Genomic DNA, 24,867 nt, shown 5'->3' with positions numbered 1-24,867 from the left:
CTGGCGGGCGAACCGGTCGCTGCGTTGGAGACCGAAGACGGACAATGGACACTCTCATTCCATGCCCACCCGCTCGGCATCATCGACACACGGCACATGAAGCTTGTCCGCCGCAGCGCCGCGCCAACCAATCCGCTTGGCGCTGCGGCGGACGCATAGGGGGAGAGAAGTGTCACCTATGTATCCGGTTCAAAGTGTTACCCATCTATCGGCTGGACACACGCCGCTTCCTAGATCAACTTCTCCAGCGTGATCGGGAGGTCGCGTATCCTTTTTCCAGTTGCGTGGAACACCGCGTTGGCGATCGCCGGCGCTACGCCGACGATGGCGAGTTCGCCCACACCCTTGCCGCCGAGCACAGAGGAGTGCAGGTCGGGAATGCCGACCGAGATGACCTCGATATCGGGGATGTCGGCATTGGTCGGCACCAGATAGTCGCCGAGATTGTTGTTGACGATGCGGCCATGCCTGCGGTCGACAATGCCTTCTTCCAGCAGCGCCTGGCCGATGCCCATGATGATGCCGCCCTTCCACTGGCTCTCCGCGAGTTTCGGGTTGTAGAGCCGGCCGGAATCCAGCGCCGACACCACGCGCGACACGCGCACGGTGCCGAAATCCTCGTCGACGCGCACCTCGATGAAATGCGCGCACCAGGAGTGGCGCGAATAGTCGCCCTCGGTGTGCGGCAGTGCCGCCGCGATGGTGGTGTAGTTCTTGTAGCGATCCTCGGCGGTCGAGTTCGCCGGCATGGTGTCGCCGGTGGCCTCGATGCGGTCGCGGCCGACGCTGGCCAGCAGGTCGGCGATCGAGACATCGGGACCATCGCCGCGCGGCGACCTGATGCGGCCATTGGCGACGACCAGCGTGTTGGCCTGCAGCGCGTGGAAGGGCGAGCGCGGATCGCTGATCGCCAGTCCGACAAGCTGATCGAGCGCCGATGTCGCCGCCTTGTAGACCGCGCCCGTCATCACGCCGGCCAGCCGCGACCCGCCGGCCACGCCGGCGCGGGGATACCGGGAATCGCCGAGCTTCACGACGACATGGTCGGCCGCCACGCCGACCGTTTCGGCCGCCGTCTGCGCCAGGATCGTGTACGTGCCTTGGCCCATGTCGATCGAGGAGCTTTCGACCTCGACCGAGCCGTTGGCAAGGATACGCACGATGGCCTCGCCATAAGCGCGCCGCACCGGGTAGGTGCCGGCGGCGACGCCCCAGCCGATCAGCTGGTTGCCGTCGCGCATCGAACGCGGTTTGGACGTGCGCTGGGCCCAGCCGAAGCGTTCGGCGCCAGCCGCGAAAGCCTCGCGCAACTGCCGCGTCGACCAAGCCTTTTTTGCGTGCGGATCCTGCTCGGCGTAATTCCTCAGCCGGATCTCCAGCGGATCGATGCCGACCTCGTAGGCGAGCTCGTCAATGGCGCTTTCGATGCCGAAGGCGCTAGGGTTTTCGCCCGGCGCGCGCATGGCGCCAGGCACCACCGAATTCACCCGCACGACATTCTGCTTCGAGGAGAAGTTGGGCGTCGCATACATGATCGAGGTGACCACGCCCAAAGGCTCGACCCACATGCCGTCGATCGACGTTTCATTGACGCCGCGATGCACGATCGACTGGATCTTTCCGTCACGGTCGGCGCCGATCGTCACCGTCTGGCGGGTCGCGGCGCGGCCGCCATAGCCGGTAAAAGTCTGCGGCCGCGTCATCACGACCCGCACCGGACGTCCCAGCATCTTGGCTGCGGCAGCAGCCACCGCGCCATGGCCGAGCGCCAGCGCCTTGGAGCCGAAGCCGCCGCCAATATAGGGCGAGACCAGGCGCACATTCTCGAACGGCACGCCGAACCATTCGGCATAGGTGCGGGCCATGCCGTCGAGCCACTGGCTTGGTTCCCACACGGTGAGCTTGTCGCCCTCCCAGCGGGCGATGAGGCCATGCGGCTCCATCGGCGCCTGGTATTCGCGCGGCGTGTTATAGGCGCCGCAGACGCGCACCGGGGCAGCGGCGAAAGCGGCCTGCGCATCGCCCCATTCCTTGGTCATGGCGGCGATCGGAATGCCGTCGCCCGCCTTGGCGTCGCTGAGGTCGACGATGGCCGGCGTCTCGTCATAGCTGACCTTGACCAGGGCTGCGGCCGCAACGGCCTGCTCGAAGGTCTCCGCGATGACCGCGGCGACATGCTGGCCCGAAAAGGTGATATCGCGCGCCAGCGGGCAGTAGGGCTTGTCCGGCGGCGGTGTGCCGAACCAGTCCGATGCAGTCTTCAGCGGCATGATGGTGTCCGGCGTCAGCACCTTGAGCACACCAGGTGCCGCCTCGGCGGCTGACGTGTCGATCGAGCGCACCTTGCCTGATGCGATCGTGCTTTCGACCAGGACGCCGTAGGTTAGCCCGTCGAGCTGCTGCTCGACGGCATATTTTGCCGCACCGGTAATCTTGGCCGGGCCGTCGACGCGCGACAGCCGCCCGCCAACCTGATCGGCAGTGCCGTCCGAAGCGTCGCCGTGCCGTGTCCTCGGGTCGTGAATGGTCATGACATGGCTCCCGTCTTGAGGATGGCGCGGGCAACGACGCGCGGCGCCAGTTCGATCTTGTAGTGGTTGGCGCCGTGGTCGATCGCCCCTTCCATGGCGAGCAAGCTGGCTGCCCGCACCCTGTCTTCGCTGAGCACCTTGCCCTTCAACGCCGCTTCCACGGCGTGCGCCCGCCACGGCTTCGTCGCGACGCCGCCCAGCGCGACGCGCAGGTCGCGAATGGTGCGGCCATCGGCTTCGAAGTCGATGCCGACTGCGGCACTTGCAGCGGCGAACTCATACGACTGCCGGTCGCGGATCTTGAGATAGGTCGAACGCCGGGCCGTGCCGGAAGCCGGTATGCTGATGGCGGTGATCATCTCGCCCGGTTGGATGGCATGTTCCCTGTCGGGCGTGGCGCCGGGCAGGAGAAAGAAGTCGTCGACGGCAACCTGGCGTTCGCCAAGATGAACCACGGCGTCGAAGGCGACCAGCGCGGTGGCGAGGTCACCGGGATACATGGCGATGCAGGCGTCGCTGGTGCCGAGCACGGCATGGCCGCGGGTGACGCCCCCGATCGCCGAGCAGCCGCTGCCGGGCGAGCGCTTGTTGCAGGCGGAAAAATTCGCGGGATCGCGGAAATAGGGGCAGCGCGTGCGCTGCATCAGATTGCCGCCGATGGTCGCCATGTTGCGCAGTTGCGCGGAAGCCGCCTGCCACAGCGCTTCGGAGACCGCGGGAAAGCGGCTCTTGATCTCGGCATGGTCGGCGACGTGGCTCATCTTGGCCAGCGCGCCGATCATAGCACTGTTAGCGTCGACCTTGATGGCGTCGAGCCCTGTGAGATGGGTGATGTCGACCAGGCTGTCGGGTTCGGCCACTCCGCATTTGGCGAGATCGACCAGCGTCGTGCCACCGGCAAGCAGCATGGCCCCAGGCAGGGCGGCTGCCTGTCGTGCCGCATCGATACTATCGGCGCGAACGTAGGAAAAATCCCTCATGACGCGACCTCCAGTGCCGCCTGGCGCACGGCGGCAACGATGTGCGGATAGGCGCCGCAGCGGCACAGATTGCCGGCCATGTATTCGCGGATCTCGTCATCCGAGCCGGCATGGCCCTCGCGGATGCAGGCGACCGCCGACATGATCTGTCCCGGCGTGCAGTAGCCGCACTGGAAAGCATCCTGGTCGAGGAAAGCAGCCTGAACCGCGTTGAGCGTGCCGTCATCGCCGGCCAATCCTTCGATGGTGGTGATCTCGCGGCCTTCGACCTGTGCTGCAAGCGTCAGGCAGGACAGCACGCGCTGTCCCTCGACATGCACCGTGCAGGCGCCGCACTGGCCCTGGTCGCAACCCTTCTTGGTGCCGGTCAGGTCGAGGCGATCACGCAATGCATCGAGCAGCGTGACGCGCGGCTCGACCTGCAGTTCGTGACTGTGTCCGTTGATGGTGAGACGGATTGGGATAGTGGTGGATTTGGTTTGGTCGGTCATGAGGCGTCTGGCTCCAGTTGCTTGACGCTAGGGGATTGAAATGGCTCGAGTGGGAGAGGACAAGGGAAGAGGCGACGGCGCGCCTAATCTCCCCCCTTGTGGGGGAGATGCCCGGCAGGGCAGAGGGGGCGCGAAGGAATGCGACGTTCCCGATTTACATGCGTCGAAATAGACCTTTTCCAAGCGGGTGTTGGTCAGGCCTCGATAGGCTGGCGGGACAGGGCCCCCCTCTGTCCTGCCGGACATCTCCCCCACGAGGGGGGAGATTGACAGCTCTGCCGCCCCGACTCTCCAGCGGGCAGGGGATGCTTCAGTCTTCACAATCTCAACACGTGACATACCGGCTCCCCTGATTATATGATAAGACTGCTCCACTAAAACGGAGGCGCCTCCGTTTATCTAGTTGGGGGCTTACCCCTTTGGGTTCAAGCCCCCATATATCGACAGTGGAGAAAAAATTGACCGAGCAGTCGCAAGCAATTGCCGACGAGAAGCGCGAAGCCGCAGCGCCAAGGCCGCTGCGCGCCGATGCGCAGCGCAACCGCGACCGGCTGGTCGAGGTTGCGGCAGCGGCCTTTGCCGAGCACGGTGTCGATGCCTCGCTGGAGGAGATCGCGCGCCAGGCCGGCGTCGGCATCGGCACGCTCTACCGGCATTTCCCAACCCGCGAGCATCTGGTCGAAGTGGTCTACCGGCGTGAAGTCGAGGCGCTCTGTGCGGCGGCCGATGACCTCGCCAGCCACCATTCGGCCGACATGGCGCTGGAACAGTGGATGCAGCGCTTCGTCGACTACATCGCCACCAAGCGCGGCCTGGCGGCCAGCCTGCGCATCCTGTTCAACACCAATTCCGCCGTGTTCTCCGACATGTCGGGCCGGGTGTCGCTGGCCTTGCGGCAACTGGTCGAGGCGGCGGTGGCCGAAGGCTCGATCCGCAGCGACGTCGACGCCTCCGATGTGCTGCACGCACTCGGCGGCATCTACTCGGCCCCCGACACCAAGGACTGGCGCGACCGCTCGCGCCGGCTGGTCAAGCTGCTGATGGACGGGCTGCGGTTCGGGGCAGGGAAGAGGTGACCTAGCGGCTCAAGCCGAACCATCGACCGCATAGAACCGAAACGCGCCGGGCAGCCCGCTTGCCGCCATTTCGCCACGCTCCTCGAACCGCAGGCCGGAGCCGACCACGAGATCGCGCACCGTCCTTGATGCGATGATTTCGCCCGGCCGCGCATGGTCAAGCAGACGCGATGACAGTTCGATCGCCGCGCCTGAAAATTGATGGCCCCGCTGCTCGCACTCGCCGATATGCACCGCCGAGCGGACCTCGACACCGGATTGCCGCAAGCGATCGCGGATGGCGATCGCGCACTGGATCGACCGCGTTGGCCGCTGGAACACCGCGAGCACCTTGCCGTCCGATCGGCTGATCTCTCTGCCTTCGGCCGCGAGGAGTTCGCCACGGAGCGCTTCGGCGTGCCGCTCGGCCGGGTCGATGCCGAAAGGCGAGCCCGTCATATCGAGGGACAGCACCGACACAAGCAGCCGTTCGCCTGGGGCCGCCGGCAAGGCGCCGGTGACGAAAGCCTGGATCTCGTCGACGATCCGATCGGAATTCTCGCCCCAGATGACGTGGTCGCGGCCGGCGAACTCAATGTATCGGGCGCCCTCGATGTGCGTCGCCAGGTAACGTCCTTCTTCCCGCTTCACCCAGCCGTCGCCAGTCGTCTGCATGATCAGTGTCGGAACATGGACAGCAGGCAGAATGTCGCGAACATCGATTTCGGCTCCCCAGCGCCACAGGGCGATCGCGTCGGCGGGCGAGGCAGAATTCCTGAGATAGGCGGCGAACCATTCTGTCTCGAACGTGTCGCTCATCAGACTGGGCGCCGCGTTGCTCATATCCGCCGCCGCTCCCCATTCTTTCTCGACGATCGCCAGATCCTCTTCCACCTGCTCGCTTGTCTTCGCCCACGGATAGTCTTGTGACCACCTGCCGCGGGCGTAGGCCCCATTGAGCACGAGTGCCGCTGTGCGCTCGGGATAGGTCGCCGCGAACAGCATGCACATCGGGCCGCCCTCGGAGCTGCCGAAAAGCACCGTGCGCTTCGAGCCAACCGCATCCAGCACTGCCCGCACATCTTCCATCCGCTCTTCCAGGGTCGGCAGACCGACATTGCGGTCCGAGAGCCCGGTGCCGCGCTTGTCCATGCGGATTAGGCGCGAGAAAGTGCCGAGCCGCCGGTGCACATGCGAAAGCCGCGGCGAGCCCCAGGCGTGGTCGAGGTTGGAGACCCATCCCGGCACATGGATCAGGTCGACCGGACCGTCGCCGGTCACCTGATACGCGATGTTGATCCCGGCCGATTTGACATAGTGGGTCGGGGGGGCTGCGAGTTCGTGGCTGAAGCCGGTAGCGTCATCCGCATCAGTCGTGGGTGGCCGTGCCGGCGCCATTGTGCGGCGTGTGCGCAGCGTCTCGAACAATTGCCGCGTCTCCGGCTCCGGCTGCAGCTTGAGATCGCGTAGAAGCGCGGTGCGGCAGTGCTCATATTGCTTCAGCGCGAGATTGGTCCTGCCTTGCGCCGCATAGGCGCGCATCAGGGCACGGTGGACATCCTCCCTCAACGGGTCCATGGCCAGCAGGCGCGCCGCCGCGCGCACGCATGCGGCAGGATCGTTCGTCGCGGCATAATGCGCGACGAGCCTGTCGAGCGCCGCGACGGCCAGTGCCCGCAGCCGCTCGCGTTCGATCCTCAGCCAGTCCTCGAATGGCTCCTCCTTCAGGCCGAAGCCGTCGAGCAGGTCGCCGCGGTAGACATTGAGCGCCAGTTCGAGGTCTTCGGGTGCCGGGCTGGCGACCAGCGCCTCGAACCGCGCGACGTCGAAATCAAGGCCGTCGAGATGCAGAGCGACGCTGTTGCCATCGGTGAGGAAGCGGCCGCCGCCGCACGTCTGCATGGCCTTCCTGACAGACGATACCGCTTGCCGCAGGCTCATTCGCGCCTGCGCCTCGCTGTTGATGCCCCAGAGCAGGGTCGCCAGCTTCTCGCGCGACTGCGAATGCCCCGACTGCAGCGCGAGATAGGCGACCATCGCACGCGCCTTGCGGCTGATGGCTGGAACCGTGGCCCCGACGCCACCAAAGTCGAAACCACCCAGCAGGTGAAGATAAGGTCCGGTCATCGGATCCGCCACGGTCACAGCGCGACGACGATCCGCTCAAGCTCGGTCCATTTCAACACTTATTCCGCCGCCGAGGCGCTTTTCACGATTCCATCACGCAGGTTCCCACGCGTTGCTCACGGCGCTTGAGGAGATTGTTCGCACTGGATCTCTTTTCGCAGGAGGATACCGTGCATCACCCTGGCCCGACCGAGTGGCCCATCTGGCATGACGACCCCGGGCGCGACCGGCAGGAGCTTGGCGCACCATCGCGTCACGATATTGCGCTGGCCCGCTATCTCGAAACACAACAGGCCCATCGGGCATTGGCGGCTCGCAGACTCGATCCGGCGGCGGTCGTGGCCTCTGCACTGGCAGCGTTCGTCCGCTGCCTTTTCCGTGCAGCGCTGCGCCGAATTGTCCGCTGGCCAACCGATGCCGCGACAGGGATGGACGATTTCGGCTTGACGTTGTCCAAGGCTCATGCGGAATTTAGCAAGACCCTTTGGGGCCGCTGAGTGCAGCGCCCTTGGTCGACGATCTCATCCCCAACCGCCGCCGCCGCCGCCAGCCCCACCGCCGCCTCCGCTGCCGCCGAGAGAAGGAATCACGGGCGGCTTTTGCGGGATCTCCTCGGCCGGCTTGATCACTTTGCCGGTGGCCGCCTTCTTGTATCTGACCACCTTTGGCTGAGGTGCTACGCGAACCACTTTGCGATGGTTCACCGGCGGCGCCGGCTCAAACATCGGCGACACCGAGGTGCAGCCCATGAGCCCGGCCAGAACGCCGGATAGAATTATCCCGATGAATGCCTGCCCGAATGTCTGCTTGAATGCCTTGCCCACCATGGCCTCCTTATTGTTCAGAACAAATCCCGACGCGGATTGGCTTCTTCCCAGACCCCCCGGGCCGCATTGACCAGTTGCGTGTCCAGCGAACCGGACGCGGGAATCTTCGACTTGAGCTCTCGACGCAGGGCGTCCAAAGCTGCCGTTTTCGGCTTGGTGCCGAACTGCGCCAGGCCCTTTTTGGCGTCCGGCAGCTCATTGCGCAGATCGAGCGCGACGGCGAATGCCAGGAAGCGCACCGCGACAGCCTGATCGGCCTTGTCGCCTTTCGCCATTTCAAGCGCCGCGCGATCATAGGCGCTCGACGGATCGCCGCGCGTGGTCGCCAGTTCGAACAGCCTTTGCGCTTCCGCCGGGTCCTGGCGCACACCGGCGCCATCCCTGTACATGCGGGCGAGGCTGCCGGGCGCGTAGGGCTGGCCAAGATCGGTGGCCTGCTGGAACAGGGCCTGCGCCGTCTTCGGATCCTTGTCGATGCCCTGGCCGGCGAGGTAATTGCGGCCGAGCAGGTTCATCGAATACATGTCTTGGCGCTGCACCCCCGCTTGCAGGAAGGCGACGGCGCGGGCCGGATCGGCAGGCACGCCATTGCGGCCCTCGGTGAAGATGGCGGCAAGATCGTTCATGGCATAGGTGTGCCCCATGGCCGCCGCCTTGAGCAGCAGGTCGAGGCCCTTGGCCGTATCGCGGTTGACGCCATAGCCATTGAACAGCGCGCGTCCCCACGAGGTCATACCGTAAGGATCACCCTTGTCGGCGGCAGCCTTGTAGAGAGCGTTGGCCTGGGTGCGGTCTATGGTCGTTCCGGTTCCGGTTGCGTTGAGATAGCCGAGTTCGAAGACGGCGCGCACATGGCCTTTCTTGGCGGCGTCCTCGATGGCTGACCTGGCCTCGCCGACCCTGCCTGCCGCAAGCAGGGCGCGGCCGAGCTCGTAGTGGAAGCGGGCGACGTCTGGATAGGTTTTCACGGCCGCCTCGCAGGCTGCCACCGCACCGGCGCCGATCTCGTTCGGCAGCAGGCCGGGCACCACCCCTTGCAGGTCGAGAGGCTCGCCGGCGGCGGTATCGCAGGCATCGACCGTCGGCGACAGCTTCATTGTCGCGGGCTTAGCCGAGCTGCTGTCGGCCCGGATTTCGAAGCCGACCTCGACCGGCGCGCCGGCGCCGATCTGCGGCTCGTAACGGAGATGGTCGACTTCACCGGCCAGAAGGCTGGATTGCGGCGACAAGGTTCGATCAGGCAATGACAGCGTTCCCGTTGCCGGATACCCGGTGACCTTCAGGCTGACCGCCGGATCGTCGGTGGGGAAATCCAGATTGAGCGCGACCGGGCCGACGCCGACGGGAATATCAAGCTTGCGGTTCTCGATCGCTTCGGCAGCGCCGGTGATGTGGATGCCGCGCTCCAGCACCTGCTGCTTCTGCTCGGCCTCGAGCGAAGCCATGATCTGCTGACCCGCCGCACCTTCGCCGCTCTTGACGCGGAACACGAGTATGCCCTGGCTCCCGCCGCCCCAATTGTCATGCGTGGCATAGGCCAGCATATCCACCTCGTCCTGCGTGGCGGCGCCTTTGGGGACATCCATTTGCAGGCGCGGCAGGTCCTTGCCCTGGATCGGTTCGCCCACCGCGACGTCTTTGCCGTCCAGCACCAGACGGCCCATTGCCGGCGGACGTTCGATGCTGACGCTGATAGCGCCGCCATCGACATCGACCGGCTCCGGCAGGCCGAGAGCGACAGGACCGACCCCCGAGAGCACTACCTTCTCCAGCACTGGCGGCAGCGAAGGCCGGTTGTTGCGGCGCACCAGCACCACGTCATCGATCAGCGAGGAATTTTCCCAGGGCACCTGCATGCCGTTGGTGGCCTGCACGACATCGCGGCGCACCGCCGACATGACCGTGCGGATCTCCTGGTTCGGCGCCAGCGCGCGCCGCGAAAAGGCCGATGAAAACGGGCTGAGGTCGCCGCTGCCGTCATAGGCGACCGCGCCTGGTTCGGTGGCGAAGGCAATCAGCGTGTTGAGCGAGCTTCGCACCTGCGCCAGCCCGGTATTGCCGGCGGTGACAAGCTGGTCGCGCAGCCAGTAATTGTTGCGCGGGAAGGGGTTGTTGCGGCAGGCATCGAGGATGATCACCTGGATCTTCGACTTCGAGCGCAGCTGCTCCAGCACGTCGTTGAGCTTGATGGCCTGGACCTCGATGTCGGCCGCCTTCTTCAACGAGGCGTCGACGGGTATCAGGAAATTCTCGCCGCCGATCTGAAAGCCGTGCCCGGAATAGTAGACGACGGCGAGATCGGCGCCGTCGGCGGCGGCCAGATAGTCCCGGAACTGGCCTTCGAACTGCTGCTTGGTGAGATTCTCGGCGACGAAAACCTCGAAGCCGGCCAGCCGGAACGTGGCCGATACGTCCTGGGCATCCTTGGCCGGGTTCTTCAGCGCCGGGATGTCGCGATAATCGGAATTGCCGATGACGAGCGCGACCCTTCGATCGGCGCAGGCCTCGAAGCTTGTGAAGCCGGCAAGGATGAAGGCCGCGATGAATCCGCAAAGTCGGAGCATGACAAAACTCCTGGTCGCGGCCTGACGCCGACGAGAACACCGCTTGCGGCATCAAGGTCCGTTGAGAGTATGCAACCTGCCACAGCATAAAGTGAAAGGCCCGTCACCGCCAGACCATGCCAGGCGATTTCTTTCGGCGTCGACCTACCGCAGGGTGCAAGTAGCACGCGCTTCACGAGCAGGTATGTGACAAGTCTCACAGTTCGAAATGCCTGGTGCCGGCGGCTGCGCGCCTATTCCTTGAAGAGCAATTCCTTGTCGTTCGAATATTTCACCAGCAACGGAATGCTGGCGCCGCCGATAACGGGGCCGAGATGGCCAAACGTCCCCTCGATGACGGAGAACGGCTCGGGGCGATCGACAAGGATCCGCGCCAGCTTTCTGCGCATGGACTTGGCGATCTCCTTGCGCACGCCATTCGGTATGGCGCCATCGATCACCACATTGTCGATGTCGAGCAAGGCAACGGCACTGCGGGCGGCATAGGCAAGCCCGTCCGAAACCTCATCGATCCACGCGGTGAGCGGCTCTCCAAGGTCGCCCCAATCGTCGGGCGACGACCAGATGCGGCCGGCATCCTTGTCCCCATTGTCCTGGTCGTTGAACTTGCCGGCGAGCGAATGCAGCGAAGCGACGCGCAGCAGCGGCGTCATCCGGTCGCCCTTGCGCCCCGGCGCGGGCACCGGCATGTCGCCTAGCGCCCCGGCCAGCTTGTTGCGGCCGGGGAACAAGTGATGATCGAGCACCAGGCCGCCGCCGATGAAGTGCCCGACATAGGCATAGAGAAAATCGGCGCGGGATCCGCCGGCGCCAAACATCAGTTCGGCCGCGGCCGACACCGTGGCGTCGTTGTAGAGGAACACCGGCCAGTCGAACACCCGGTCCAGTTCGGCGCGAATGTCGATTTCCTTCCAGGCATCCAGCCTGCCCGCCGGCACCGCGCTCTCTTCGCTCAGGTTCCACTGATGGAATGGCGAGGCGATGCCAAGACCGGCGATGCGGTCTTGCTCTATCGATTTGTGCTTGCGGCACATGCGCGCGATGGCGACATTGGCGAATTTCATCACCTCGACGGGCGTCGGATAGTCGAACAGCGTGCGTTCGAACGCGATCACGTCGCCGACGAAATTGACCAGGGCGACATCGGCGCTGCGATGGTCGACCTTGAGGCCGAAGGCATAGGCGGCTTTCGGGTTCAACGCATAGGGAACCGAGGGTTGCCCCAGCCGTCCGCGCAAAGGCTCCAGGCGCAGCAACAGCTTGTTGTCGGCGGCGCGGTTGACGATGGTGGTGATGGTTTGCGCGGCCAGCCCGGTCAGCCGCGTCAAATCGGTCTTGGCCAGCTGGCCGTGCCGGCGGATCAGCGAGACGATCAGGCGTTCGTTGTAGACGCGGCTCTCGGCCTGCGTGGTTCCGCCGCTGCGGCCCTCGGCGATCTTTTCGAGACTGAAGAAGCTGGTGCCGGTCACGCTTTCCCCTGCGCAAGGAGGTTGGCCGCAAGACGAGCCGATCAAAGCGCTGACGTAGCAATGCGGGCACGGCAAGGCAACACTTAAATCCACCCGATGGAAAAATGTAGTTGACGCCGGCCGGCCTGCTGTCGTTCAAAGTATGCAAGCCTGGAGGAGCAATGCCGTGACGCAGACCCGGACAATCATGTGCTTTGGCGATTCCAATACCTATGGCGCCATTCCCACCCTGGCCCGGGTCGGACGGCACCGCTTCACGCCCGACCGGCGCTGGCCGGGCATCATGCGCCGCCAGCTCGGCAGCGGATGGGATGTGATCGAAGAAGGGCAGGGCGGGCGCACCACCGTGCACGACGATCCGATCGAAGGTCTCCACAAGAACGGGCTCAAATCGCTCCCGGTGTGCCTGGAAACGCATATGCCGCTCGACCTCGTCATCCTGATGCTCGGCACCAACGATCTCAAGCATAGGTTCTCGGTAACGCCGAATGATGTCGCTGATTCTATTGAGATCTTGGCCAGAATTGTGCTGCGCAGCGAAGCTGGCCCCGCAGGCGTGGCGCCCGCGGTCCTGATTGTTGCGCCGCCGCCGATGCTGGAGGTCGACTGGTTCGGCCAGATGTTCCTGGGCGGCGCTTCAAAGTCGATGCACTTTGCCGGCCTGTTCCGCGATGCGGCCCGGCGCGCCGGCGCCGCCTTCTTCAACGCCGGCGACGTCGTCGAATCGAGCGCGGTAGACGGCATTCACCTCGACAGCGACGCGCATCGCGTGCTCGGCACGGAATTGGCCAAAGTCGTCCAGTCGCTGATCGGCAAGGCGTGATCGCGTGGGCGAGTCACCCGACTATCTCTGATTAATTAATTCCACTGGAAAAAGTTTTGACTTGCGAGCGGGAAGGTGGGTATCTGGGGAGACTGGGAAGAGTAGCGACCGCGAGGCTTGCGATGCGCGGCAACAATCAACGACAGGGAGGAAGTAAAATGCGATCTGACAGGAACATGATGCTGGCGACGCTGCTCGGCGTTGCCGGTGTGCTCGCGGGCGGTACCATTCTGGCAAGCGCGCAGGACGGCCCGGCCGGGCTCACCAAGCCGGCGGTATTTGCGCCGTTCGATCCGAAGGCGCCGGCCTGCAGCCCACCGCCCGGCCTGAACAAGGTGCTGGCCTTCGCGCAGGACAACGAGCGTGAATTCATGCAGGGCGTCGACCGCGGCCTGGCCGCCGCCGCCAAGGATCGCGGGCTGGAATATCGCCGCGCGCTTGCCAACAATGACGCCGCCAAGGGGGTCGAGCAGGTGCAATTGTTTCTCGCCTCCAAGATCGGCGGTCTGGTGGCGGCGCCTGTGGACCCGGCCTCGATGAGCCGCAGCCTGCAGGAGCTTATCTGGTCGGGCGCCTATGTCGGCACCATCGTGCCGCCGCCAGCCACGTCGCTGCTCAATGCGCCGCAATACGAGACCGGCAAGGTGCTGGCCGAAGCGGCCGCAGCCTACATAAAGGACAAGCTCGGCGGCAAGGCCAATGTCGTCATCCTGTCCCATGACAGCATGGAATTCCTGGCGCCGCGCTTTGCCGCCATGCGCGACATCTTCAAGGCCATGCCTGATGTCACCATCGTCGCCGACATCTCGCCCAATCCCGTCAACAAGGAAGGCGGCTTTGCCACGATGAGCACCATTCTCCAGGCCCATCCCGACGTCGATGTCGTGCTCGGCGCCGACACGGTCGTGCTCGGCGCGCTGGCTGCCCTGGAAGCGGCGGGCAAGGCGCGGCCGGACCAGTTCCTTGGCGGCATCGACGGCGAGCCGGAAGCGGTCGCCGCGATCAAGAAAGGCGGCGGTCCCTACAAGGCAAGCATCAGCCTTGCTTCGCCGGTCTTCGCCTACGCCATGGGCCAGCATGCCGCCGACTGGCTGGAGGGCAAGAGCATCCCGCAGGCGATGGATATCCTGCCCGTGGCCCTGACCAGCGACTACATGGCCCAGTACGAGGCCGACGTCGCCGACCCGGCCGCGGTCTACAAGGACCCGAAGCGCCGCGACATCTATCTCAGGATGTACGGCAACATCTGCTACGATACGCGCGACCAGTATGTGAATTTCCCCTGGTCATCCGAGGCAAAGTAGCGCCTGTTTTTCCCGCGCGATACGGGCGGGTTCAGCCTGACCTGAAACCGCCCGCTTCAGTCAGAGGCAAGCATGAGCACAGACAGCCTTCGAACGGGGACGACGCCGCCGCAAACGTGCCGGTTTTCATCCTTGCTGCCGGGCGTCAAGGTGCCGGGCGAAGCGTCTGGCCGCGTCGGCCTTGCCCTGGTTGCGCTGGGCTTGATCGTCGCCTTCTCGCTGTTGAACAAATCGTTCTTCAGCCTCGACAATTTCGTTGTCATCGGCGTCAACTCGACCTCGATCCTGATTGCCGTGCTCGGCACCTCCGCGCTGCTGATCGCCGGCTATGTCGACCTCTCCATCGGCAGCATGGTCGCCTTGATCGGCATCATCACTGCCAAGGTTGCAGTGGCGACGCAGAGCGCGCTGCTGGCGATCTGCGTCGGCCTGGGTCTGGGCCTTTTGCTCGGTCTGCTCAACGGTCTGCTGGTGCGCAGGCTGAGCATCTCGCCGTTGATCGTCACGCTGGCGATGCTGGCGCTCTATGGCGGCCTTGCCTTCGTCGTCTCCAGCACCGCGGTCTATGGTTTTCCCGAGGCTCTGCTCGAATTGGGGCGGGGCAAGATCTTCGGCATCCAGTACACCGTGATCATCGCCGCGCTGGTCTTTGTGATCGGAGCCTTTGTCTTGACCAGCACGGTCACCGGCTTGAGGCTCTACGCCATAGGCGGCGACCCGCGCGCGGCCGAACTCTGCGGCATTCCGGTGCGGCGCACGGTGGTTGGCCTCTACGCCGCCAATGGCTTGCTGATCGGCCTGGTCTCGGTTCTGATCGCCGGTCGTCTCGGCAGCATCACGCCGACCATCGGCGTTCGCTTCGAGCTCGACGTGCTCACCGCCGCGATCCTCGGCGGCGTTGCGTTTTCCGGCGGCTCCGGCCGGCCGCTCGGCATCGCCATCGGCGTTGCCACCATCGGCATCCTCAATGCAGGACTGATCTTCGTCGGCCTGCAATCATGGTGGCAATCCATTTCGGTGGGAAGCATGCTGTTGCTGGCGCTGGTGGCCGACCAGGCTGCGATCGGTTTTCGCGGCCGGCGCGCTCGGGCCGCCGCGACCAACTTCACGGTGGCGGACAATGGTGCCGTCGCCTCGGCCGGCCCTGCCGTGACGGAGGGCAATGGAGAAGCCCCGCAAGGTCCGGCATTCTCGATTGCCGGCGCCCGCAAATCCTACGGCGCGCTGACGGCCCTAGAAGAGGCGAGCTTCACGGTCGGCAAAGGCGAGATCGTCTGTCTGCTCGGCGACAATGGCGCCGGCAAGTCGACGCTGGTGAAAATTATTTCGGGCGCCATCCAGCCCGATGCCGGCGCGATGACCCTTGAGAGCCAGCCGATTTCCTTCAGGAGCCCGCAGGATGCACGCGGCGCCGGCCTGGAGACGGTCTACCAGGATTTGGCGCTCTGCCCAAACCTCAGCGTCGCCCACAACATGATCCTCGGGCGTGAGGAAACGCGGCGTTGGCTCGGTGTCTTCCCGGTTCGCGACGACCGAAAGGCCGCCGAGCAGTGTCGTGCCCGGCTTGCCGCGCTGGGCGTCACGCTTCGCGACGAAAACGTTCTGGTGCGCTCGCTGTCGGGCGGCCAGCGGCAGTCCATCGCCATTGCCCGCGCGCTTGCCGATCACGTCAAGCTGATCTGCCTCGACGAGCCTACCGCCGCGCTCGGCGTCAAGCAGACCGCGCAGGTCGTCAAGCTGATCCGTTCGATCGCCGTCAGCGGCACCGGCGTCATCCTGGTCACGCACGACCTGTCCACAGTGCGGGCGCTGGCCGACAGGATCGTGGTGCTCAGCCTCGGCCGGGTGGCCTACGACGGCTCGGCCAGACAGCTGACGGCCGATCAGCTCTGGGGCCTGATGGCAAGCGGCACGCTCGCGCCGGCCGCTGGGTAGGAATGCCGATCGCAGGGTCTAAAGCTCGAGGCAGATCTTGCCGAAATGCCTTTGCGCTTCGTAATGCCTGAAGGCGGCGGCGATGTCCTGCAGTGGAAAGCTGCTGTCGATGACGGGCTTCAGGCGGTTGACCTCTATGGCACGGATCATGTCCTGCTGGTCGGCTTTGCTGCCGATTGAAATCCCGCTGATGCGGATCTGGTTTGAAAACAGCGCCGGGACTGACACTTCTGCTGCAAAGCCGGTCAGGACGCCGATGAGTGCGATATGCCCACCTGTCCGGCAGGCCGCTATCGACTGCGCCAGCGTCGCCGGTCCACCGACCTCGATCACATGGTCGACGCCGCGTCCGTCCGTCAGTTCCTTGGCCCTGCCGCCCCACTCCGGCACCGCCTTGTAGTTGATGACGCTGTCGGCCCCGAGTCGTCTGAGCTTCTCCAGCTTCTCTTCATCGGACGACGTGGCGATGACCCTTGCGCCGGCGGCCTTGGCAAATTGCAGCGCAAACAATGACACGCTGCCGGTGCCAAGGATCAGCACCGTGTCGCCGGGCTTTACCTTGCCGCATGTCACCAGGCCGCGCCAGGCGGTGACGCCCGTGCAGGTCAGCGTTGCCGCCTCGAGATGCGTATAGCCCGCCGGCGCCTTGGTGAAGGCCTGCGCCGGCATGCACACATACTCGCTGGCGAAGCCGTCGAAACTGTCTCCGGGAATGTCGCGGCTTGTATCGGATCTCATGTCGCCGGCCAGCCACCAGGGGTAGAAAACACTGACGACGCTGTCGCCCGGCTTGAACGTGTCGACGCCGTCACCGATCGCGATCACCTCGCCGGCGCCATCCGACAGCGGCACGCGGCCGTCAGCGAGCGGCACCTTGCCTTGTACGGCGAAATCGTCGCGCATGTTTAGCGCGCAGGCGCGAATCCTGACCAGCATTTCTCCCGGCCCAGGCCGGGGCTGATCCTCCTCGACCAGGTCGAGCTTGTCCAACCCGCCCGGCGCTCTCAGCCTGACCAGCTTCATAGTCTCTCTCCGACGTAAAGAGCGTTAGCATGGCGGCGGCGGTCCAGCCTATCGCCGGACCGGCCGGCCGGAAATCACGCGCAGCCAGGGCGCCAGATGGACGGCGCTCATCAAGAGATACATCAGCGGCATGCCGGTGAGCGGGGAGGCATCGGCCCCCAGGCACGACATGACGCCGTCGCCAGCGTGAATGCAGGTAAACAGCGCCATCACGGCGAAAACAGGGGCCGCGGCGAGGCACAGCCAGTCGGCGGTGCGGAGAGAAACTGCATCGGAGCGTTGAGGGACCTCACTGTCGGTGCCTGTGCCGATATCGCTCATGGTCGTAATCCCTTGATGATCAATGCCCGGGTTTCCTGTCCCGTGAGGGACAGGAAACCAAGCTGGATGGGCGCCGCTCCAGGTCCTTACTTGCCGTCCTTGTTGCGGAACGCGGCTTCGCCGGCCGCCGACACTTCCTCCCACGTCATGTCGGGTGCGGCGTCGTAATTGTCGTGCCAGTTCCACCAGCTGTAGAGCTCGGTCTGCGGATAGCCTTCGGGCGAATCCTCCCAGATTTCCTGGCGGCCGAGCGGCGTTGCGTCGAGGTAGCTCCAGACCGTGCCCATCTGCTCGTCGCCGCGGTTGTTGATGAAGTAGGTGCGATACACTTTCTTGCCGTCCTGGATGAACACGTTGTGGCCGTGCCATTCGTCGACGCCGAAATCCTTGTCGAAACTGTCGGTGATTGTGTACCAGGGCATCTCCCAACCCATCCGCTGCTTCAAGCTGGCAATGTCGGCCTGCGGCGCGCGGGCGGCATAGGCAAGCGTGGTGTTGCGGGCGTTCAGATGGGCGAGATGGCCGACCTGGTCGGCGCCGAGCGAACAGCCGCGGCAGGCATGTTCGGGCCAGCCGTGGACGCCGGGTTCGTAGAAGGCGCGGTAGACGATCAACTGCCGCCGGCCCTCGAACAAATCGAGCAGGCTCGCTTTGCCGTTGGGACCCTCAAACACATAGGCCTTGTCTACTTCCATCCATGGCATGCGCCGGCGCTCGGCCGACAGCGCGTCCCTGGCGCGCATCGTTGCCTTTTCCTTCACCAGCATCTTTTCGCGCTCGGCTTCCCATTCCTGCCTTGAAACGACCGGTGGGGTCTTCATTGCCACGTGCTTGGTCATTGCTTGTTTCCTTTGCCAGTTGTTGAGCCGTTGTGGCTTGTCGTTGCCTGTTGATCGTGAGGCAGGCTAGGGCCGCGAGGCGGCGAGGGCGGAGTTACAAATGTGACGGCATTTGCAGGCGGGCCACCGCAGCAGGGGTGGCGAGGCCGCACGGTGGGCTCGAGGTCCTCGGAAGCAGGCATGGTCGGTTTTTCCTTATTGAGAAGCTTAACGCGACTGTCTGAGATGCTCAGGCTAGCGAATGCGAATATTGCCGTCAACGCAGCCTGGGCGTCTTCAACCAGTCCAGATGGCTAGGTCGCCGTCCGCAGCTTGCTGCTTGGCGGTGGTGACTTAAGTTAGGGCCGGTAAGGGGAGCGGTGGGAGTTACAAATGTGACGGGATTTGCATGGACTCGCTGATCACCGCGGCAGGGCTGGCGCTGGCGGCGGGCAACCCGCTGGCGGCACTCGACCGCGTCGCCTTGCGCGAGGATGCCCCGGCGCTGGCGTTGCGCGGCATTGCCATGGCGCAGCTCGGCGATTTCCATCGCGCCAAAGTACTGTTGCGTAGGGCCGGCCGTGCCTTCGGTCCAAAGGAGGCGGTGGCGCGCGCCAGGTGCGTTGTCGCCGAAGCCGAGATCGCGCTTGTTTCGCGTGATCTCGGCTGGCCGTCCAAGGCGCTCGACGCGGCGCGGTCGACATTGGAAAAGCATGGCGACCGGCTGAACGCGGCGCATGCCGGGCATCTCAAAGTGCGCCGCCTGCTGCTGATCGGCCGCCTCGACGAAGCTGAAGACGCGCTGGCTGGGCTCGATCCGTCGCCGCTTCCGCCGGCCTCACGCGCCGCGCATGAACTCGCGGTTGCCGGCATCGCCATGCGGCGCCTGAAGACGAAGGCCGCGCGCGCAGCCCTTGAGTGGGCGCGCCATGCCGCCCGCCGGGCCGGCATTCCGGGTCTTATAGCGGAGGTCGACAGCGCCTTCCTGGCGCTGGAGACGCCGGCGGCGCGGCTGATCGCAGGCGGCGAGGAGCATCCGCTGTTGCTCGAAGAGGTCGAGGCGCTGCAGGCGTCGCGCGCGCTGGTCGTCGATACGTTCCGCTATATCGTGCACAAGCAGGAAACAACGATCTCGCTGGCAACGAGGCCGGTGCTGTTTGCGCTGGCGCGCGCGCTTGCCGAAGCCTGGCCGGCGGATGTGCCGAGGGCGACGCTGATTGCCCGCGCCTTTGGCGGCCGGCATGCCGATGAATCGCATCGCGCCAGGCTGCGGGTCGAGATCGGCCGGCTGCGAGCCGAATTGCGGCCGCTGGCGGGCATAGGCGCGACCAGCCAGGGCTTTGCGCTAAAGCCGCGCGAAGCAGGCTCCGTGGCGGTGCTGGCGCGGCCGATCGAGGAGCGGCACGCCGCGGTGCTGGCCTTCCTGGCTGATGGTGAATCCTGGGCCAGCTCGGCGTTGGCGCTGGCGCTGGGCGCCGGACAGCGCAGCGTACAGCGGGCGCTCGAGCAGTTGGCCGAGACCGGCAAAGTGCAGTCCTTCGGCCACGGCCGGGCGCGGCGCTGGATGACGCCACCGGTCGCTGGTTTCACGACCACCTTGTTACTCCCGTCGCCGCTGCCGAACGGCTAGGAAAGGTGACCATGATCGAGGACCAGGACATGAAACATTCAGCAGCGGAAATCCTGCGCGAATACGGGCCCTTTCCTGATGTCGACACCGTGCACGGCGTGAGCTTCGACGGACAGAATGTCTGGTTTGCGACGGGCGAGCGGCTGACCGCCTTCGATCCGGCAAGCGGTGAGACGCTGCGCTCGATCGATGTCGCCGCCCATGCCGGCACCGCCTATGACGGCCGGCATCTGTTTCAGCTCGCCGGGGACCGCATCCAGAAGATCGACCCGGATACCGGCAAGGTGCTCTCCACCATCCCGGCGCCCGGCGGCGGCCGCGATTCCGGCATGACCTGGGCCGAGGGCACGCTCTGGGTGGGGCAGAACCGGGAGCGCAAGATCCACCAGATCGATCCCGAGACCGGGAAAATCCTGCGGACCATCGACTCAAACCGCTTCGTCACCGGAGTGACCTGGGTCGATGGCGAGCTCTGGCACGGCACCTGGGAAGGCGACCAGAGCGATGTCCGGCGCGTCGATCCGCAAAGCGGAAAGGTGCTGGAACGGCTCGACATGCCGGCAGGGGTGGGCGTTTCCGGGCTCGAATCCGACGGCGGCGACCGCTTCTTCTGCGGCAGCGGCCCCGGCGGCATGGTGCGATCAGTGCGTCGGCCGAAGTAAGGCCGTCAAGTATTGGGCCGGCAGCGTGTTTCCTACGGTCATCCCGCCGAGATCATATCCCGGAGCCGTCGAGCAGCGGGACGTCTTCGCCTTGCCACGGACTTGGCATTGAAGCCCGGCTCAGATTGGCCGTCGGCAGCGGCATCCAGCATTTCAACTCCGGTTCGGGGTATTCGATCACCCGTCCTGGCGACGAATCGGAAGAGCGCCAGCCCTCGGTGCCGAACTGGTCGGCGCGCGACCAGTAAGCGAGGTCGACCTCGGCCGGCCCCTGTTCCGATGGCCTGACCGTGACCAGGATGCGGCTGCCGTCCTTGGGCGCGCTCGCCATGTGCCGCCAGCGATCGGGTTCGTCCATTCTCATGTCCTCCTGCACGTTGCAGGGATAGTCGCCGCGCTCTTGGCAGCGGTCAACCCGAACTTTGCCCAAGCACGAGATCTGTTTAGTACTCCCGCGCCGTCGGCCGAAACAGGATCTGGTTCATGTCGACCTCGTCGGGCTGGCTCACGGCGAACGCCCACATGGCGAAAGAATCCGGGTGCCGGGCCGCAACAGGAAAATCGAAGCCGGCATGTGAACGGGCTCACATGCCGCCACTGCAAGGAACGCTATGGGACGTCCGGCCATGACAGGGGTTTCGGATGACACTTGCTGATCTGTCTTTTTATCTCTTCACTATTTTCAATGGCTTGCGCGTGGTGTCCTAGCTGCCGCAGATCGTGCGGGTGGCCCGGGACAGGCACGGGGCGTCGGCGATTTCCTACGCGACCTGGCTGTTGTGGACAGGCGCCAACGCCACGACGGGACTCTACGCCCACATCAATCTGAACGATCCCGCTCTGGCGGCGATCAACTGGCTGAACGCCGTATGCTGCGTGCTGGTCATCGCGCTCACCGCCTACAAGCGCCATCGCGCACGGCTTCCGGTTGAGGAAGCCGCAAGCCGGTCGGAAGCGACCGCTCTGATGGTCGACAATGTCTGCTGAAGATCACCGCGGCAGATTGCGCTTTTCGAGGCCGCTCTCAGACATGCACGGTGCCATGCGAAAGCTCGCCCTCGTCGCTTGAGATGAGGAAAGCGGCTGCGAGTAGGCCGACATAGAACAGCCCGACCATGCACACGACATAGATGCCTGGAACCGGGCCGAGCTGCGCCACGCGCGCGGCGTCGAGAAATGACGCGCCCAAGCCTATCGGCGACCCTTCGCGCTGCAGACTGGGCGTCGTGATCTTCAGCACCCACGCCAGCATCAGGATCGTGTACATGAAAATGTAGTTGCGGCGCAGCCGGCGCACCAACGCCGCGCGTTGCGAGATCAGGAAGCGCGGCGAACGCAGGCCTTCGCCGACGATGGCCAGCCAGTTGGAGGCGTAGTCGGGCTGCGGCGAGAAAATCTGCGCGAAATAATAGCGCTCGAACTGGCGCACCCTGGCCCGGTAGACGTCGAAGAAACGATAGCGCCGCGCCTCGATCCATAGCAGCAGCGTGGTCAGCAGCATGGCAAAGAGCAGCACCCCATGATGGGCGCTGGGCGTCGAGAGTGAGACTGAGAGCATGGCGGCGACGACAGTAATCGCCCAGTTGCTGGTACGGTCCAGCCGGTCGCGCCAGCCGGCCATGCGGGCGATTTCGGCGCGGTGGAAATGCGACATGGTGGCCACGAATTCCGATGAGGTGAGCTTCAGCGCGAACGCATCAGAGGCCCGCGGCGCTGCAGCCGCTTCGTCGGTTTTCACGGTCTTGACCTGGGACATCCCTTGCCACGCGCCTCCCAACGCCATGGCCGGCCGAAACGACGCCGGTCATCCCCATCCGCGCAACGCGCAATCGGTTGAAAATGTTCCGTCGCCGGCCCGGGTCTCGGCGGTTTATCCGCAGTCAGATAGGCCCGTTATGCGATTCAGGTAAGGAGGAACCTGCGGCGCGCCAAGGGAGCGTGGCGTGCAACCGATCTCGACCGCAAACGTTATACCGGGCACGATGAGGGGGTGCATGTCCTTCGTGGTCAACCGGCGCCGGTCGGTCGCGCTTGCCGCGGCAGCTTTCGCATTCATGCCGGCCGCATCGTTGGCAGCCGAAAAGACCGGCATGTCCAGCGAGGGCATTTTCGTTCTCGAAATCCTCCTTCTGCTTCTCGTCGGCCGCGGCATCGGCGAATTGCTGGAGCGTCTCGGCCAGCCGGCGGTGATGGGTCAGCTCATCGGCGGCATCCTGCTCGGGCCATCGCTGCTCGGCTGGCTATTGCCGGAAGCAGAACGCGTGATCTTTTCAGGCGACGCCACCCAAAAGAGCATGATCAGCGCCATCGCACAGCTCGGCGTGTTGATGCTTCTGTTGCTCACCGGGATGGAGACGGATCTGCGGCTGGTGCGCAGGGTCGGCCGTGCGTGCTTTTCCATCTCCGCCGCGGGCGTCGCCGTGCCTTTCGCGCTCGGCTTCACCGCCGCACAGCTCATGCCGGCCTCGCTGCTGGCCGACGGAACCGAGCGCATTGTCGCCGGTCTCTTCCTCGGCACGGCGCTGTCGATCTCCTCGGTCAAGATCGTCGCCATGGTGGTGCGCGAGATGAACTTCATGCGCCGCGATCTCGGTCAGATCATCGTCTCGTCGGCCATCATCGAGGACACGATCGGCTGGGTGATCATCGCCATCACCATCGGCATCGCCACCAAGGGGCGCATCGAGCTCGGCAGCCTTGCCTTCACCATTGTCGGCGTCGCCGCCTTCATGGGGTTTTCCTTCACGATTGGCCGCCGCATCGTCTTCGACGCCATCCGCTGGACCAACGATACGTTCCGCAGCGAATACGCCGTCGTCACCGTCATTCTCGCCATCATGGGCGCAATGGCGCTGATCACCGATCTGATCGGCGTCCACACCGTGCTCGGCGCCTTCGTCGCCGGCATACTGGTTGGGGAATCGCCGATCCTGTCGCGTCATATCGAAGGGCAATTGCGCGGCGTCATCATGGCGCTGTTCATGCCGGTTTTCTTCGGCGTCGCCGGCCTTTCGGCGGATCTCACCGTGCTTGTCGACCACGAGCTTGCGCTACTCACGGCCGCTTTGGTGCTGATCGCCAGCTTCGGCAAATTCGCCGGCGCCTTCATCGGCGCCGAGCTTGCCGGCATGAGCCGCAGGGAAGGCATCGCCGTCGGTTGCGGCATGAACGCGCGCGGCTCGACCGAAGTCATCGTCGCCTCTATTGGCCTGTCGATCGGCGTTCTGTCGCACAATCTTTTCACCATGATCGTGACCATGGCCGTCATCACCACGCTCGCCATGCCGCCGACCTTGCGTTGGGCACTCGGCCGCTTGCCGATGGGCGAGAACGAGAAGAAGCGTCTGGAGCGCGAGGAGATCGACCAACGCGGCTTCATCGCCAATCTGGAACGACTGCTGGTGGTGACCGATGAGGGCGTTGTCGGCCGCTTTGCCGCTTACCTCGCAGGAGTCGTGGGCGCCGGCAGGCCGACGACGGTGCTGCATGCCCGAGGCGAGGGGGAGGAGGCCGAGCCCGGCACGGATGCGAAGCTCGAGCCGATCGAAAAGGGTGCCGAGGACAGCCGCGAGGCCGCCAGGAGTTCGGACGAGGAGCTGGCCCGCGCGGCGCCTGTCACGCGGCGCCACGAGGCCGAGCTTTCGGCCGAAACGGTTGCCAAGGAGGCGCGCAAAGGCTATGGGCTGCTGCTGATCGGGCTCGGCCGCGCGGTCACCTCGAAAGGTGGGTTTACCCGCCGCATCAACGAGATCGCCGGCGCCTTCGAGGGTCCGCTATGCCTGGTGCTGAAGGCGACCGGCGCCGGCCGCCAAATGCCAAGGCTAGGACCTGAAGGCGGGAAGATTCTGGTTCCGGTCAACGGCACCGCGATCGCCCGCCGGGGTGCCGAAATGGCACTGGCGATTGCAGCGGTCACGGGTGCTCGGGTCAAGATACTTTATGTCGCGCGCGTCGGCCGCGACGAACCGCGCGACACTGTCTCGCATCGCCACAGGGAGGCGGTGCTGAAGGATACCGTCGCGCTAGCCGACCGCTATGGCGTCGAGATCGAGACGGCCATCCGCAGCCGGGCCGCCGCCGCCGATGCCATTGCCCGCCAGGCCGGCAGGGCGGCGGCGCTGATCGTCATGGGCGTGGCGCGGCGCCCTGGCGAGGAACTCTTCTTTGGCGAGACGACCACCGGCGTGCTGCAGCGCTGCCAATGCCCGGTGGTGCTGATCTCGGACGCCAGGCTCAGCCGCGACGACGAGGGCAGGGAAGAGCTGCGCTCGGGAACGGGGACAGGGTGATGAGTATTTCCCCTCGAG

21 protein-coding genes and 1 pseudogene are annotated in these 24,867 nt (G+C 65.1%); 10 read left to right on the top strand and 12 right to left on the bottom strand.

Translation table 11 applies throughout. The annotated features are described in order from the left end of the window. Nucleotides 1–159 (top strand): annotated as a pseudogene (locus NKI15_RS31995) (integrase); the annotation flags it as partial. Between the two features lie 71 nt (nt 160–230). Here NKI15_RS31995 and NKI15_RS21540 read toward each other — a convergent pair. From NKI15_RS21540 to NKI15_RS21530, 3 genes are read right to left on the bottom strand one after another with little or no spacing between them, the layout of a single operon-like run. Then, complete coding sequence (locus NKI15_RS21540; RefSeq protein ID WP_352515033.1) at nt 231–2,531, bottom strand: xanthine dehydrogenase family protein molybdopterin-binding subunit; 2,301 nt, start codon at nt 2,529–2,531, stop codon at nt 231–233. Continuing rightward, complete coding sequence (locus tag NKI15_RS21535) at nt 2,528–3,511, bottom strand: FAD binding domain-containing protein (protein WP_023727038.1); 984 nt, start codon at nt 3,509–3,511, stop codon at nt 2,528–2,530. The genes NKI15_RS21540 and NKI15_RS21535 overlap by 4 nt, the downstream gene beginning before the upstream one ends. Continuing rightward, complete coding sequence (locus NKI15_RS21530) at nt 3,508–4,002, bottom strand: (2Fe-2S)-binding protein (RefSeq protein ID WP_023672519.1); 495 nt, start codon at nt 4,000–4,002, stop codon at nt 3,508–3,510. The genes NKI15_RS21535 and NKI15_RS21530 overlap by 4 nt, the downstream gene beginning before the upstream one ends. A gap of 458 nt (nt 4,003–4,460) precedes the next feature. On the opposite strand from NKI15_RS21530, the gene NKI15_RS21525 reads away from it, so the two are divergent. After that, complete coding sequence (locus NKI15_RS21525) at nt 4,461–5,078, top strand: TetR/AcrR family transcriptional regulator (protein ID WP_023709407.1); 618 nt, start codon at nt 4,461–4,463, stop codon at nt 5,076–5,078. 9 nt (nt 5,079–5,087) lie between these two features. Here the strand turns inward: NKI15_RS21525 and NKI15_RS21520 are convergent, their stop codons facing one another. After that, nucleotides 5,088–7,184 carry an alpha/beta fold hydrolase gene (locus NKI15_RS21520; protein ID WP_031205196.1) on the bottom strand — a complete coding sequence of 699 codons (2,097 nt, stop codon included), beginning with the start codon at nt 7,182–7,184 and terminating at the stop codon, nt 5,088–5,090. 134 nt (nt 7,185–7,318) lie between these two features. Here NKI15_RS21520 and NKI15_RS21515 point away from each other — a divergent pair, with 134 nt between their 5' ends. Beyond that, nucleotides 7,319–7,681: a hypothetical protein gene (locus NKI15_RS21515; RefSeq protein WP_023672522.1), complete on the top strand. Its 363-nt coding sequence runs from the start codon at nt 7,319–7,321 to the stop codon at nt 7,679–7,681. 24 nt (nt 7,682–7,705) lie between these two features. Here the strand turns inward: NKI15_RS21515 and NKI15_RS21510 are convergent, their stop codons facing one another. The 3 genes from NKI15_RS21510 to NKI15_RS21500 all read right to left on the bottom strand — a co-directional run bounded on the left by NKI15_RS21510 (nt 7,706) and on the right by NKI15_RS21500 (nt 12,044). Beyond that, entirely contained in the window at nt 7,706–8,011 is a 306-nt protein-coding gene (locus NKI15_RS21510) for a hypothetical protein (protein WP_023703064.1), read from the bottom strand. A gap of 14 nt (nt 8,012–8,025) precedes the next feature. Next, on the bottom strand, nt 8,026–10,575 hold the full coding sequence (locus NKI15_RS21505; RefSeq protein WP_352515034.1) for a caspase family protein: 2,550 nt from the start codon (nt 10,573–10,575) through the stop codon (nt 8,026–8,028). A gap of 233 nt (nt 10,576–10,808) precedes the next feature. Further along, complete coding sequence (locus tag NKI15_RS21500; protein WP_352886887.1) at nt 10,809–12,044, bottom strand: ROK family protein; 1,236 nt, start codon at nt 12,042–12,044, stop codon at nt 10,809–10,811. A 166-nt stretch (nt 12,045–12,210) separates the two neighbouring features. Here NKI15_RS21500 and NKI15_RS21495 point away from each other — a divergent pair, with 166 nt between their 5' ends. From NKI15_RS21495 to NKI15_RS21485, 3 genes are all read left to right on the top strand, one after another. Beyond that, nucleotides 12,211–12,867, top strand: coding sequence for an SGNH/GDSL hydrolase family protein (locus NKI15_RS21495; RefSeq protein WP_023715137.1), 657 nt, complete (start codon nt 12,211–12,213; stop codon nt 12,865–12,867). A 158-nt stretch (nt 12,868–13,025) separates the two neighbouring features. After that, on the top strand, nt 13,026–14,171 hold the full coding sequence (locus NKI15_RS21490; RefSeq protein WP_352515036.1) for a sugar ABC transporter substrate-binding protein: 1,146 nt from the start codon (nt 13,026–13,028) through the stop codon (nt 14,169–14,171). 72 nt (nt 14,172–14,243) lie between these two features. Beyond that, complete coding sequence (locus tag NKI15_RS21485; RefSeq protein WP_352515037.1) at nt 14,244–16,106, top strand: ATP-binding cassette domain-containing protein; 1,863 nt, start codon at nt 14,244–14,246, stop codon at nt 16,104–16,106. Between the two features lie 18 nt (nt 16,107–16,124). On the opposite strand, the gene NKI15_RS21480 is transcribed toward NKI15_RS21485, so the two are convergent. From NKI15_RS21480 to NKI15_RS21470, 3 genes are all read right to left on the bottom strand, one after another. Further along, nucleotides 16,125–17,129, bottom strand: coding sequence for a zinc-dependent alcohol dehydrogenase family protein (locus NKI15_RS21480; protein ID WP_352515038.1), 1,005 nt, complete (start codon nt 17,127–17,129; stop codon nt 16,125–16,127). 48 nt (nt 17,130–17,177) lie between these two features. Then, complete coding sequence (locus NKI15_RS21475) at nt 17,178–17,450, bottom strand: hypothetical protein (RefSeq protein ID WP_352515039.1); 273 nt, start codon at nt 17,448–17,450, stop codon at nt 17,178–17,180. An 86-nt stretch (nt 17,451–17,536) separates the two neighbouring features. Further along, nucleotides 17,537–18,289, bottom strand: coding sequence for a DUF899 domain-containing protein (locus tag NKI15_RS21470; RefSeq protein ID WP_352515040.1), 753 nt, complete (start codon nt 18,287–18,289; stop codon nt 17,537–17,539). 388 nt (nt 18,290–18,677) lie between these two features. Between NKI15_RS21470 and NKI15_RS21465 the strand changes: the two genes are divergently transcribed. Together NKI15_RS21465 and NKI15_RS21460 are read left to right on the top strand one after the other, a co-directional pair. Next, entirely contained in the window at nt 18,678–19,898 is a 1,221-nt protein-coding gene (locus tag NKI15_RS21465; RefSeq protein ID WP_352886881.1) for a helix-turn-helix domain-containing protein, read from the top strand. Between the two features lie 29 nt (nt 19,899–19,927). Then, nucleotides 19,928–20,560 (top strand): Vgb family protein, encoded by a 633-nt coding sequence (locus NKI15_RS21460; protein ID WP_023705129.1) that lies wholly within the window; start codon nt 19,928–19,930, stop codon nt 20,558–20,560. 52 nt (nt 20,561–20,612) lie between these two features. Here the strand turns inward: NKI15_RS21460 and NKI15_RS21455 are convergent, their stop codons facing one another. After that, nucleotides 20,613–20,918 carry a hypothetical protein gene (locus NKI15_RS21455; protein WP_023689804.1) on the bottom strand — a complete coding sequence of 102 codons (306 nt, stop codon included), beginning with the start codon at nt 20,916–20,918 and terminating at the stop codon, nt 20,613–20,615. Nucleotides 20,919–21,286: 368 nt separating this feature from the next. Between NKI15_RS21455 and NKI15_RS21445 the strand changes: the two genes are divergently transcribed. After that, complete coding sequence (locus tag NKI15_RS21445; protein WP_023705127.1) at nt 21,287–21,547, top strand: hypothetical protein; 261 nt, start codon at nt 21,287–21,289, stop codon at nt 21,545–21,547. 37 nt (nt 21,548–21,584) lie between these two features. Here the strand turns inward: NKI15_RS21445 and NKI15_RS21440 are convergent, their stop codons facing one another. Next, complete coding sequence (locus tag NKI15_RS21440) at nt 21,585–22,316, bottom strand: DUF2270 domain-containing protein (RefSeq protein ID WP_023673885.1); 732 nt, start codon at nt 22,314–22,316, stop codon at nt 21,585–21,587. A gap of 238 nt (nt 22,317–22,554) precedes the next feature. Here NKI15_RS21440 and NKI15_RS21435 point away from each other — a divergent pair, with 238 nt between their 5' ends. Beyond that, nucleotides 22,555–24,849 (top strand): cation:proton antiporter domain-containing protein, encoded by a 2,295-nt coding sequence (locus NKI15_RS21435; protein WP_023749889.1) that lies wholly within the window; start codon nt 22,555–22,557, stop codon nt 24,847–24,849. Nucleotides 24,850–24,867: the final 18 nt, after the last annotated feature.

The sequence above is a fragment of the Mesorhizobium sp. M0862 genome (assembly GCF_040319795.1).
In the GTDB taxonomy this organism is placed as follows: Bacteria; Pseudomonadota; Alphaproteobacteria; order Rhizobiales; family Rhizobiaceae; genus Mesorhizobium.
Note: the sequence above shows the minus strand (reverse complement) of the source record. Positions and strands in the feature narration are given on the sequence as shown.